Origin of the sequence: Klebsiella sp. 2680, assembly GCF_900198535.1 — a bacterium.
GTDB classification, from domain to species: domain Bacteria; phylum Pseudomonadota; class Gammaproteobacteria; order Enterobacterales; family Enterobacteriaceae; genus Klebsiella; species Klebsiella indica.
In genome coordinates this window covers 675,696-688,310 of sequence record NZ_FZNJ01000003.1, presented here as the reverse complement: position 1 = coordinate 688,310, position 12,615 = coordinate 675,696, and the positions used below count along the sequence as shown (strand labels likewise).

General features: G+C 56.0%; 11 protein-coding genes. 6 read left to right on the top strand and 5 right to left on the bottom strand.

Annotated features, from left to right (window positions below; all coding sequences use genetic code 11):
• Position 1: 1 nt before the first annotated feature.
• The 3 genes from lsrB to lsrG are packed head-to-tail and all read left to right on the top strand — an operon-like array spanning position 2 to position 2,207.
• On the top strand, positions 2-1,015 hold the full coding sequence (gene lsrB / locus FN037_RS16375) for an autoinducer 2 ABC transporter substrate-binding protein LsrB (protein WP_142502716.1): 1,014 nt from the start codon (positions 2-4) through the stop codon (positions 1,013-1,015).
• A gap of 11 nt (positions 1,016-1,026) precedes the next feature.
• Positions 1,027-1,914: a 3-hydroxy-5-phosphonooxypentane-2,4-dione thiolase gene (gene lsrF / locus FN037_RS16370; protein ID WP_142502715.1), complete on the top strand. Its 888-nt coding sequence runs from the start codon at positions 1,027-1,029 to the stop codon at positions 1,912-1,914.
• Entirely contained in the window at positions 1,911-2,207 is a 297-nt protein-coding gene (gene lsrG / locus FN037_RS16365) for a (4S)-4-hydroxy-5-phosphonooxypentane-2,3-dione isomerase (RefSeq protein ID WP_142502714.1), read from the top strand. The genes lsrF and lsrG overlap by 4 nt, the downstream gene beginning before the upstream one ends.
• A 102-nt stretch (positions 2,208-2,309) precedes the next feature.
• Here lsrG and ygjG read toward each other — a convergent pair whose 3' ends face one another.
• Positions 2,310-3,689, bottom strand: coding sequence for a putrescine aminotransferase (ygjG, locus tag FN037_RS16360; RefSeq protein ID WP_171034929.1), 1,380 nt, complete (start codon positions 3,687-3,689; stop codon positions 2,310-2,312).
• Between the two features lie 274 nt (positions 3,690-3,963).
• A complete protein-coding gene (locus FN037_RS16355) occupies positions 3,964-4,509 on the bottom strand; it encodes a PadR family transcriptional regulator (RefSeq protein WP_138362470.1) in 546 nt (181 codons plus the stop codon).
• A 237-nt stretch (positions 4,510-4,746) separates the two neighbouring features.
• Here FN037_RS16355 and FN037_RS16350 point away from each other — a divergent pair, with 237 nt between their 5' ends.
• Complete coding sequence (locus FN037_RS16350) at positions 4,747-5,520, top strand: siderophore-interacting protein (protein ID WP_142502713.1); 774 nt, start codon at positions 4,747-4,749, stop codon at positions 5,518-5,520.
• A gap of 113 nt (positions 5,521-5,633) precedes the next feature.
• Here FN037_RS16350 and dhaM read toward each other — a convergent pair whose 3' ends face one another.
• Genes dhaM through dhaK form a run of 3 tightly spaced genes read right to left on the bottom strand, consistent with a single transcriptional unit; the run spans position 5,634 to position 8,779 of the window.
• Positions 5,634-7,055: a dihydroxyacetone kinase phosphoryl donor subunit DhaM gene (dhaM, locus tag FN037_RS16345; RefSeq protein ID WP_142502712.1), complete on the bottom strand. Its 1,422-nt coding sequence runs from the start codon at positions 7,053-7,055 to the stop codon at positions 5,634-5,636.
• Between the two features lie 10 nt (positions 7,056-7,065).
• Positions 7,066-7,698: a dihydroxyacetone kinase subunit DhaL gene (gene dhaL / locus FN037_RS16340; RefSeq protein WP_142502711.1), complete on the bottom strand. Its 633-nt coding sequence runs from the start codon at positions 7,696-7,698 to the stop codon at positions 7,066-7,068.
• A 10-nt stretch (positions 7,699-7,708) separates the two neighbouring features.
• Positions 7,709-8,779, bottom strand: coding sequence for a dihydroxyacetone kinase subunit DhaK (gene dhaK, locus FN037_RS16335; protein WP_138362474.1), 1,071 nt, complete (start codon positions 8,777-8,779; stop codon positions 7,709-7,711).
• Positions 8,780-9,369: 590 nt separating this feature from the next.
• Here dhaK and FN037_RS16330 point away from each other — a divergent pair.
• Both FN037_RS16330 and dhaR read left to right on the top strand, forming a co-directional pair.
• A complete protein-coding gene (locus tag FN037_RS16330) occupies positions 9,370-10,470 on the top strand; it encodes a glycerol dehydrogenase (protein ID WP_142502710.1) in 1,101 nt (366 codons plus the stop codon).
• Positions 10,471-10,570: 100 nt separating this feature from the next.
• Positions 10,571-12,484: a dihydroxyacetone kinase operon transcriptional regulator DhaR gene (gene dhaR, locus FN037_RS16325; protein ID WP_142502709.1), complete on the top strand. Its 1,914-nt coding sequence runs from the start codon at positions 10,571-10,573 to the stop codon at positions 12,482-12,484.
• Positions 12,485-12,615 lie beyond the last annotated feature (131 nt).

Genomic DNA, 12,615 nt, shown 5'->3' with positions numbered 1-12,615 from the left:
AATGAAAACCAAACTCATCCTGCAGGTCAGCGCCATCGCTATAGCTATGAGCGTTGCAGCCGTTCAGGCGGCGGACCGTATCGCTTTTATTCCTAAACTGGTCGGCGTCGGCTTCTTTACCAGCGGCGGTAACGGCGCGAAAGAGGCGGGAAAAGCGCTCGGCGTGGACGTCACCTACGACGGCCCGACCGAACCAAGCGTTTCCAGCCAGGTGCAGCTGATCAATAACTTCGTCAACCAGGGCTATAACGCCATTATCGTCTCCGCCGTGTCGCCGGACGGTCTGTGCCCGGCGCTGAAGCGGGCGATGCAGCGTAGAGTGAAGGTCCTGACCTGGGATTCCGATACTAAACCGGAGTGTCGTAGCATCTATATCAATCAGGGAACGCCGCAACAGCTTGGCGGCCTGCTGGTTGAGATGGCGGAAAAGCAGGTGACGAAACCGGCTGCTAAGGTCGCGTTTTTCTACTCCAGCCCGACGGTTACCGACCAGAATCAGTGGGTGAAAGAGGCGAAAGCCAAAATTGAAAAAGAGCACCCGCAGTGGGAGATAGTGACCACCCAGTTTGGCTATAACGATGCCACTAAATCTCTGCAAACTGCCGAGGGGATCTTAAAAGCCTACCCGGATCTCGACGCCATTATTGCGCCGGACGCCAACGCGCTCCCGGCGGCGGCGCAGGCGGCGGAGAACCTTAAGCGGCAGGGCGTGGCGATCGTCGGCTTTAGTACCCCGAACGTGATGCGCCCCTATGTGGAGCGCGGCACGGTAAAAGCCTTCGGTCTGTGGGATGTGGTGCAGCAGGGCAAGATCGCGGTTAACGTCGCCGATCATCTGCTGAAAAAAGGTGATCTTAACGTCGGGGACAGCGTTGAGGTGAAAGATCTCGGCACCCTGAAAGTCGAGCCAAATAGCGTGCAGGGCTACCAGTATGAAGCGAAAGGCAACGGTATTGTTCTGCTGCCGGAACGCGTGGTGTTCACCAAAGAGAATATCAATAACTACGATTTCTGATGGAGGATGAGATGGCTGATTTAGACGATATCAAAGAGGGTAAAAATTTCGGCTTGCAGAGTCCGCAACAGAATACGCTCTACACGCTAAAGGGGTGCGGTTCCCTGGAGTGGGGGATGCAGTCGCGACTGGCGCGTATTTTTAACCCGTTGAGCAATCGCACGGTGATGCTGGCTTTTGACCACGGCTATTTTCAGGGGCCGACCACTGGTCTGGAACGTATCGATCTCTCTATCGCGCCGCTCTTTGAGGAGACCGATGTGCTGATGTGTACTCGCGGGGTATTACGTAGCCAGGTTCCGGCGGCGACCAACAAACCGGTAGTGTTGCGTGCCTCCGGTGGCAACTCGATCCTCAGCGAGCTTTCCAACGAGTGCGTGGCGGTGGCGATGGAGGACGCGCTGCGTCTGAATGTTTGCGCAGTGGCGGCGCAGGTCTATATCGGCAGCGAGCACGAGCATCAGTCGATCAACAATATCATCAAGTTGGTGGATGCCGGGAATCGCTACGGGATGCCGGTGCTGGCGGTGACCGGCGTCGGTAAAGAGATGACCCGTGATGCCCGCTATTTTTCGCTGGCCAGCCGTATCGCCGCCGAGATGGGCGCGCAGTTTGTAAAAACCTATTTTGTTGAGGAAGGTTTTGAGAAAGTGACCGCCAGTTGCCCGGTGCCGATCGTGATCGCCGGGGGCAAAAAGTTGCCGGAACAGGAGGCGCTGGAGATGTGCTGGCGGGCGATAGACCAGGGGGCATCTGGCGTGGATATGGGGCGCAATATCTTTCAGTCCAGCGCGCCGAGCGCGATGCTTAAGGCGGTAAAAAAAGTGGTCCATGAGGGCCTGAGCGTCCGCGAGGCATATCAGTTCTGGCTGGAAGAGAAACAGGGAGAGCGGAAATGAAAGTGACGCTGGTGGAAATTAATATCAAACCGGAACGGGTCGATGAGTTCCTTGAGGTTTTTCACGCTAACCACGAGGGAGCGTTACAGGAGCCAGGCAATCTGCGCTTTGACGTGCTGCAGGATCCGGAGGTGAGAACGCGCTTTTTTATTTATGAAGCTTATAAAGATGATGAAGCGGTGATGGCGCACAAGAAAACCTCGCACTATCTGGCCTGCGTGGAGAAACTGGAGGAACTGATGTCGCAGCCGCGGCAAAAACGCAGCTTTATTGGTCTGCTGCCAGAGGTATAAGGCTGGCCTCTCACCCCGGCCCTTTCCCGGAGAGGAGAGGGCCTGGAGGAGGGCAACCGTATCTGTATAGGCCGGATAAGCGTAGCGCCATCCGGCAATGTGTTATATTTCTTCAACGCTCACCCGTAATGCTGCCAGCGCCAGGCGGGTTGCTTTTAACACCTGCTCACACTGTTCAAGAGTGAGCGTCAGCGGCGGCTCGATACGAATCGTCCTTGCATTGTTCAGCGTTCCGGCCACCAGCACCCGCTGGCGGAACATCTCGCTGGCGAAGTCATAGCCGATTTCGTTATCGACAAACTCTATCGCTATCAGCATGCCTTTGCCGCGGACTTCATTGACCAGATCCGGGTATTCGCGGGCCAGTTGACGGAAGCCGTCCAGCAGCATATCGCCTTTCTGCTCCGCCTGCGCGGGCAGGTTTTGCGTCAGCAGTACGTTGATGGTTGCCAGCGCCGCCGCGCAGGCCAGCGGATTACCGCCGAAAGTCGTGGTGTGCAGGAATGGGTTGTCGAACAGCACCGAAAATACCTCTTCGCTGGCGACCGTGGCGCCAATCGGCATGACGCCGCCGCCTAACGCTTTGGCAAGGCATAAAATATCCGGCTGCACGTTTTCGTGCTCGCAGGCAAACATCTTGCCGGTGCGCCCCATCCCGGTCTGCACTTCATCGAGGATCAGCAGCGCGCCAAACTCGTCGCACAGCTTCCGCACTGCTGGCAGGTAGCCCGGCGGCGGCAGAATAACGCCGCCTTCACCCTGAATCGGCTCAAGGATCACCGCTGCGACGTCATCACCGGTTTTTTGGCACTCGCTGAGCAGCGTGCGCATGGCGTTGATATTGCCAAACGGCACATGACGAAATCCCGGCAGAAGCGGCATAAAAGGCTTACGGAAGGTGGATTTAGCGGTGGCCGAGAGCGAGCCCAGCGATTTACCGTGAAATGCGCCGCTGGCGGCGACGAAGGTAAACTTGCCGCGCGGCGCCTGATAGGCTTTCGCCAGCTTCAGCGCCGCTTCGACCGATTCGGTGCCGCTATTGCTAAAGAAGCTGTATTTCAGTTTGCCGGGCGTTAAAGCCGCCAGCGTTTTGGCCAGCATGGCCCGCAGCGGGTCCAGAAGTTCCTGGCTATGAAGAGGTTGTTTAGCGAGCTGATTCTCGACGGCGGAAATAACAACTGGATTACGGTGCCCTACATTAAAAATCCCAAACCCACCCAGGCAGTCGATAAACTCCTGTCCCTGAGTGTCGACAAGCGTATTCAGACTTCCCGCTTGCCACTCTACGGCCCCGTAATCCCCGCCAGCAGTGACCGATTTTCGGTACGCTAAAAATCCTGGATTCACATGCTCTTTAAAGTATTCCCTGACCTCCTGGTTAAGTGATTTCATCTCCTCATGATCAAGCGTTCGCTTCTCAATGAGATTCAGTGCGTGCGCGCTACAGGCCAGAGCCGATGCGCTGGAAGGTAACCTGTTCAAAATGTGCTCCTTGACGGGACGTATCACACGATACTGAATTAAGTATTGCAGGGATTACGCCACTTCGGCACAGGCGAGGAAAATCGGGATAAACGCAACGTGAAATTGCGATTGAGCAAAATTTAATCTCATCGTGAATTTATTGGCATGCTTTACTCCTGCAGCCACGAATCGATATGACGGAGGGCGAGCGCCGCGTGCTTCGCGGCGGTGCAGATTGCCCGGCGGCAGGGCAGAGGATTAGGCGGCGCCACGCACTGGTACGGGGCACCGCCTAATCGAGCTGGGAGATCTCCATTGCCGCGCGGTCTATCACGCCGACGATTTGCTTTAGCTGAGCTTCGGTCATTTCCTGCTGGTTAACCTTTAAATCCAGTACCGCCTTAAAATTCTCCAGCGCGCGCTTCATCTGTGGATTTTTACGTAGTTCACAACCCACCATCCGCGCCTGCAGCCTGGTGTGAATATGCTCCAGTTGCGCCTGGTTTTCCGCGTGCAGCTGGCTGCCTTCGGCGGTAATGGCGATTTTTTTGCGACCGTTCTCGTCGGCAACGCTGATGAGACCTTGATCCTGGAGTAAATCAAGCGTCGGATAGATAACGCCGGGACTGGGGCTGTAGTTGCCCTGGGTCAGGGTTTCAATCTCTTTAATCAATTCGTAACCATGGCTGGCGTTACGGGTAAGGATATCCAGAATAACCAGACGCAGCTCGCCGTGACCAAAGAAACGCTGCCGACGTCCGCCGCCTCTGCGGCCATGTTCGCCGTGTTCCCCGCGGTGCCCGCACGGTCCACGCCCTTCTTCGTGATGATGTCTCATATTCCATTCCTCCATATTAGATATATCTAATTTATATCTAAAAAATATCTTCTCGCAATATGAAAAAAGATTTATTTTTTATTTATTTGATATATAAGAATTTAATTTTGGTTATTATCTTTTTTTGCCTTTTGTTATTTTTATATCAAGAAAATTCTTGCATTCTTTTTTAACGGCAATCATTATCATTTGCAAGATTTTTAGATATATCTATTTTGTTCACGAAGGCGACTGAAGATGACCACGACCAATCAATCTAAATACCCACAACGCGTTCGTAACGAGCTGCGTTTTCGTGAGTTAACCGTGCTGCGCGTTGAGCGCATCGGTAGCGCTTTCCAGCGTATCGTACTGGGTGGCGAGGCGCTGGACGGCTTTGTTTCCCGGGGGTTTGATGATCATACCAAGCTCTTTTTCCCCGCTGCCGGCACAGCGTTTACCCCGCCGGAAGTCACGGATGAAGGCATTAACTGGGGCGCGGGCGTGCGTCCGGCGGCACGAGACTATACGCCGCTGTATGATGCTGAACGTCACGAACTGGCCTATGACTTTTTTATCCACGATGGCGGGATCGCCAGCCGCTGGGCGCAGGCGGCAAAAGCGGGCGACAAGCTGGTGATCGGCGGTCCGCGGGGGTCATTAGTGGTGCCGGAAGATTACGCCTGGCAGTTGTACGTGGGTGATGAGTCTGGCATGCCCGCGTTACGCCGCCGTCTGCAGGGGTTGCTACAACTCCCGACGCGTCCGCTGGTGACGGCGATCGTCAGCATTGGCGATGAGTCTTATAAAGATTACTTTGCGGATCTTAGTGGCTTTAATATTGAGTGGATCGTCGGACATAACCTGTCCGCCGTGGCTGAACGCCTGGCGCAGGTGGTGGTTCCGGCTGAAGATTACTTTATCTGGGTGACCGGCGAAGGGGCGGTGGTGAAATCGCTGCTGGCGCGCTTTGAAGGTGAAGAGATCGACCCGCAGCTGGTGCGTTCTCAGGCCTACTGGCACAGCAAATAAGTCGCGAAACCTCCCGTGCCTGTTGTTCCCCTAAGCGCGAAGGCCAGCAGTGCAGATTTACGCGGCGCGCTTCCCCCGGAGATCCCGCCTCCGGGGGCAAAGTGAGGTAAAAGCTACCCGCGAATAATGCATTTGCCGGGGATATCAAGGGTGACGGTATCGCCGTTGTGTAGCGTTTTCAGGGCATCGCGTTGCTGGCAAAGCATGACGATGCCCGCCTGACGGGCGATGATCGCCCCGTGAGAGAGCTCGCTTCCTTCCTGCAGGCAGATGCCTTTAACCTGCTGCGGGTCGAGCTGCAGAACGGTGGAAGGGAAGATATCCTCGGCAACGAGGATAGTCGGCGCGTTAAAGCGCGGCAGCGATTCGCTGGCACCTTCAAGATGGCGCAGCGTGCGCTGTAAAATATCTTCAATATCAATATAGCGAGCCTGTAGATAAGCATCATCGAGATGGCGATATTGCTGGCTTAAATCGCTCAGTACCTGCTGCCACGCCCATTCCGCGCAGCACTGTTCGCTGCGCACGATATCACATGCCGCTTCATATAAATCGGGGTCGTCGAGCAGGGTATGATGCCCGGAGAAGATTGCCGCGATATCGGCAGAGTACTTCTCTTCTGCCTGGGTCGCCAGAGTGCTAAGGTCCTCCAGCGTCCGGTCGATAGCCCGTTTCAGGCGCAGCTGCTGCTGACCGATATCGGCGCATTTTTCTCGCGTGACGATAGCCTGCGGCTGCGGACAGCGCACGACTTCACCCTGAACGCGGGCGGCCGTGACGGGTTGAAGCGCAGGGGACGCGTCTACTGCTTCGCCGAAGTTCTCTGCCGCCAGCGCCTGGAATGCCGCCAGCGCGGCGTCGGCGTCAGGGCCGCGGGCCAGCAGCCTTAACGTGTCATTACAGCGCACCTGAAGCAGGGCGATTTGGTTGAGGCTGTCCGGCGTGACGCATTTTCCCCCTTTCTCCAGCACCAGGTCGGCATTGAACCCGGCCAGCGCGGCGACCAGCTTCGAAGCCGGACGAACGTGCAGGCCGTTGTGGTTTTTAATCACCACGGAAACAGAACGGGCATCACGATCGTCGGCCAGCACGGCGGCAACCGAGTCGTGTTGCGGTTGCGATGGTATTCCCAGCTGTACGCGCTTTGCTTCCAGCGCATTCATGGCGTCTTCGATCACCTTATCGACACCGGCTCCGGCGGCGGCGCTGACCGTGGCCGCCAGAGTGCCTTCGACTAATGGCGCGGCGCAAAGGCGAACCTTCGCGGCAATCGCTGGATCGAGCAGATCCAGCGCGGTCTCGGCGCTGAGCAGGGCGCTACCGATATCCATCATCACCAGTACATGATCGGTATCGGCCACTGATTCAATGGCTTCCATCACCTTAATCGGATCGGTGCCGATCGGGCTTGCGGGATCGTCAATCCCGGCGGCGATCGCCAGCTTGCAGCCATCATTCATTATCATCTGCCGGGCCAGTTCCCCGACACCCTCGCCCAGCCGGGCACTATGAGAAACAATAACCAGGTTTACCATCGCGTTTCCCTTACTTTTTGGCCGCCGCGGCCAGCATCTGAACCATAAACATCACCGAGGTTGCGCCCGGATCCTGATGCCCGACGCTGCGCTCGCCGAGGTAGCTGGCCCGGCCTTTGCGGGCCTGCATGGTGATAGTGGCGTGAACGGCGGCTTCCGCCCGTTCGCATGCGGCGTCAAGCGCGCTCTGTATCGACAGGTGCTGCTTGCTGGACTGACGCAGCGATTCCGCCACCGGCAGCCAGACATCGCACATGGTTTTATCGCCCGGCTCCGCTTTGCCGCGATTGACCACGCCGTCCGCGCCTTCGCGGATCATCTGATAAAGCTCTTCCAGGGTCAGGCTCTGATGGGCCTGGGTCACCTGGGCTGCGCGAATAAAGAAGGTGCCGAACAACGGGCCGCTGGCGCCACCGACGTTGGAGAGCAGCGTCATACCGGTATTTTTAAGGATGAAACCGATGTCTTTATCGGCAATGGATGGCAGTTTTTCCACCACCTTGCTAAAGCCGCGATGCATATTCAGGCCGTGGTCGGCATCGCCAATTTCTCTGTCCAGTCCGGTCAAAAAATCGCTCTCTTTGGTGAAAATTTCGCCGCAGAGATAGAGCCAGTCGACGATTTGCGTTCTGCTTAATGACATGTCGTTCTCCTTATTTTCCCCAGTTCAGCGCCGGGGTGTGGACCGGGGCGTCCCATAATGCCAGCGTTTCGTCATCGGCCTTTAAAAGGGTGATGGAAAAGCCCACCATATCAAGGGAGGTACAGTAGCTACCGATAAGATTGCGTTCGATAACGATGCCGGTTTCCTCACAGCGCTGCGTCAGGTGGTTGTAGACACCATAAAGCTCCGACAGCGGCGTGGCGCCGAGATTGTTGACCAGGGCGATAACCCGGTCGCCTTTTTGCAGCGCCTGTTTCGTCTGCTGTACGTCCTGCCACGCCCCTTTTGTGCCATCCCAGTGGCGCAGCGTCCGGCTATAGGCGCCGTTTTCCAGCAGAGTATCGAACATCTCGTCAACGGTACGATCGAGTGAAGTGAAGCGGCGACGGTCGATACCCGGCTCGCCATGAATGCCGACACCGAACTCCATTTCGTCATCCTGCAGTTCAAATGAAGGTTGTCCGGCGGCCGGAACGGTACAGGCGGCGAGCGCAATGCCGATAGAGTGACCGAGATTGTTGAGCTTGCGTCCCAGTTCGGCGCAGGCCTCCAGCGAGTCGCCGCGTTCAGCGGCCGCGCCAACTAACTTCTCAATTAACACGGTATTGGCAACCCCGCGACGCCCGGCGGTGTAGAGGCTGTCTTTTACCGCTACGTCGTCATCGACCACTACGGTGGTGACCTTCACGCCGCTTTCATGCAGCAGTTCGGTGGCGGTTTCGAAATTAAGAATGTCGCCGGTGTAGTTTTTGATAATCAGCAGTACGCCTTCGCCGCCGTCAATTGTCATGGCGCATTCGAACATTTTATCCGGCGTCGGGGAGGTAAAAATCTCACCCGGACAGGCCCCGGAGAGCATGCCCTGGCCGATATAACCGCAGTGCATCGGCTCATGCCCGCTGCCGCCGCCGGAGAGCAGCGCCACTTTTCCGGCTACCGGCGCGTCGGCGCGGGTCATGTAGACCGGGTCCTGATGCAGCGTCAGTTCAGGGTGGGCTTTAGCCAGGCCCATTAATTGTTCACTCAGTACATCTTCGACACGGTTAATCAGTTTTTTCATTGTTTATTCTCCGTCGGAGGTTTCGATGCGGCCTCTCTGCTGACGGAGGCGGTCATCGGGTAGGGGTTACCGCCTGACGATATCCGGCGATGTAGTGATTCTGGCTGAGTTAGCGGAAAAAAAAATCGCCATCAAACGAGTTTCATTACGAAACCTAATTATTATTTTTTGTTCCGTAATGAAACGTTTTTGATGGGGAATGCGGGAAAATGCGACGCCAGGCGATTTTTTTATCTCATCCTGACCGGGATTAGCGGCGTGCCGGAGCGTTAATTTTGCCGCTTTTTCCGGGCATGAAGCAGATAAACTATGATGTTTATCAGGTTATTGACTCTCTTCTGCCGAAAATGAGCGGATCGGGATCGCAATCCCGTCGTTTCCTGCAAATTAGTGTTCCAATATGAAACGATAAATTTTACGTTCCGTTTCATATCGGGACAAAATAGAGAGACGTTTTTTTACCCGCCGCTCGCCCTACAGTGATGGCATCGCTCAGGCAGCACGTCGGTTCCCGCACGTAATATGAGGCCGGACGGGGAAATGCCGGGGCGCATCATGTCACAACATGCACTTATTTGAGGGTGAACGAAATGCTAAAAGTTATTCAATCTCCAGCCAAATATCTCCAGGGCCCGGATGCATCCACGCTGTTTGGTCAGTACGCTAAAAACCTGGCGGACAGTTTTTTTGTGATCGCCGATGATTTCGTGATGAAGCTGGCGGGGGACAACGTGCTGAATGGCCTGAACAGCCACAACATCAGTTGCCATGCGGAGCGTTTTAATGGCGAGTGCAGCCATGTTGAAATCAATCGCCTGATCGCTATTCTGAAACAGCATGGTTGCCGCGGCGTGGTTGGCGTTGGCGGTGGCAAGACGCTTGATACGGCAAAAGCGATTGGCTATTACCAGAAGCTGCCGGTAGTGGTTATTCCGACCATTGCTTCCACCGACGCGCCGACCAGCGCGCTGTCGGTCATCTACAGCGAAGCTGGTGAGTTCGAAGAGTATCTTATCTACCCGAAAAACCCGGATATGGTGGTAATGGATACGGCGATTATCGCTAAAGCGCCGGTACGCCTGCTGGTGGCAGGAATGGGCGATGCGCTCTCGACCTGGTTTGAGGCGAAGGCCTGCTACGACGCCAGAGCCACCAGTATGGCGGGCGGACAGTCCACGGCGGCGGCTCTGAGCCTGGCGCGCCTGTGCTATGATACCTTGCTCGCGGAAGGCGAAAAAGCCCGTCTCGCCGCTCAGGCCGGCGTGGTGACCGATGCGCTGGAACGTATTATTGAAGCGAACACCTACCTCAGCGGCATTGGCTTTGAAAGTAGCGGTCTGGCCGCTGCGCACGCCATTCACAATGGTTTTACCATCCTCGAAGAGTGCCACCATTTGTATCACGGCGAAAAAGTGGCGTTTGGCACCCTGGCGCAGCTGGTGCTGCAAAATAGTCCGATGGAAGAGATTGAAACGGTGCTGAACTTCTGCCAGAAAGTCGGTCTGCCGGTCACGCTGGCGCAAATGGGTCTCAAAAAAGAGGGGATCGAAGGTAAAATCGAGGCGGTAGCAAAAGCGACCTGCGCCGAAGGCGAAACCATCCACAATATGCCGTTCCCGGTCAGCGCACAGAGCGTCTATGCGGCGATTCTGACCGCCGATCTGCTGGGCCAGCAGTGGCTGGCGCGATAATTTATCGTCGGCCCCGGTGCGTTAAAGAGAAGGAGGGGGGCCTCCTTTTCTGGCCGCCGCCGCGGAAAGGGAGAGAGGGGATGCAACAGCGGAAATGGATATGATGGTGCAGACGCAGAGCTTGCCTTTGGTAATAACCCAGTCATGGCATCGCTGCAGCAAATTTATGCAGCGGGACACCTGGCGGGCGCCGCATCAGGCACAGGGACTGACTTTTGAATCAATTTGTCGGCGTAAGACAGCGCTGCTGACGATTGGCCAGGCGGCGCTGGAAGACGCCTGGGAGTTTATGGATAGTCGTCCCTGCGCGTTATTTATCCTCGATGAGTCTGCCTGTATTCTCAGCCGTTGCGGCGATCCGCAGACGCTCGCCCAACTGGCGGAACTGGGGTTTCGTGACGGCAGCTATTGCGCAGAAAGCATTATTGGTAGCTGTGCGCTTTCGCTGGCTTCTATGCTTGGGCAACCGGTTAAAACAACGGGCGCTCAGCACTTTAAACAGGCTTTACATGCCTGGTCATTTAGCTCCACGCCGGTGTTTGATAACCATGGCCGTCTGTTTGGCTCCATTTCGTTGTGCTGCCTGAGCGATGAGCAGGCGGTGGCTGACCTCTCTCTGACCCTGGCCATCGCGCGGGAAGTGGGCAACTCGCTGCTTACCGATAGCCTGTTGGCTGAGTCCAATCGTCATCTTAATCAGATGTACGGTCTGCTGGAGAGTATGGACGACGGGGTGATGGCGTGGAATGAACAGGGTATTTTGCAGTTTCTTAACGTGCAGGCCGCGACGCTGCTGCATCTTGATGCGCAGGCCAGCCAGGGGAAAAATATCAACGAACTGGTGACGCTCCCGGCCCTGCTGCGCCGGGCGATTAAGCGCGCACGCGGGCTGAATCATGTGGAAGTCACCTTCGAGAGTCAGCATCAGTTTGTTGATGCGGTCATTACCCTTAAACCGATTGTCGAAGAGCAAGGCAACAGTTTTATTCTGCTGTTGCATCCGGTCGAACAGATGCGCCAGTTGATGACCAGCCAGTTGGGAAAAGTGAGCCATACCTTTGAACAGATGTCGGATGACGACCCGGAAACCCGGCGGCTGATCCACTTTGGTCGTCAGGCGGCGCGCGGCGCTTTTCCGGTGCTGTTGTGCGGTGAAGAAGGCGTGGGCAAAGAGTTGCTCAGCCAGGCTATCCATAATGAGAGCGAGCGGGGCGGCGGGCCCTATATCGCGGTTAACTGCCAGCTGTATGCTGACAGCGTTCTGGGGCAGGATTTTATGGGCAGCGCGCCGACGGACGATGAAAATGGTCGTCTCAGCCGTCTTGAGCTGGCCAATGGCGGCACATTGTTTCTGGAAAAAATAGAGTATCTGGCGCCAGAGCTGCAATCCGCGCTGCTGCAGGTGATCAAGCAGGGGGTGTTAACGCGCCTTGATGCGCGTCGACTGATTCCGGTGGATGTTAAGGTGATTGCCACTACCACCGTCGATCTCGCCAATCTGGTGGAGCAAAACCGTTTTAGCCGTCAGCTTTATTACGCATTGCACTCCTTTGAAATTATTATTCCCCCGCTACGGGCGCGGCGGAACAGTATACCGTCGCTGGTGCATAATCGCCTGAAGAGCCTGGAGAAGCGTTTTTCCTCACGGCTGAAGGTGGATGATGATGCGCTGGCGCAACTGGTGGCCTACTCCTGGCCGGGCAATGATTTTGAACTTAACAGCGTGATTGAGAATATCGCCATCAGCAGCGATAACGGCCATATTCGCCTGAGCAATCTGCCGGAGTATCTGTTTGCCGAACGGCCTGGCGCAGACGTGAGCTCGTCACTGTTGCCTGCCAGCCTGACCTTTAGCGCCATTGAGAAAGAGGCGATTATTCACGCCGCCCGCGTCACCAGCGGGCGGGTACAGGAGATGTCGCAACTGCTGAATATTGGTCGCACCACCCTGTGGCGCAAAATGAAGCAGTACGATATCGACGCCAGTCAGTTTAAGCGCAAGCGTGTTGAGTAGTCTTTTCCCTGCTTGTCCTGGCCGCAGTCATGGCCCCCGTTGTGCAGAAAATCGCCACGCAAGCGTTTGACTGCGGTCTGAATCAAATAAAGGCAACGATCTCTTTGATACCCCGACTGACCTGGGTCCAT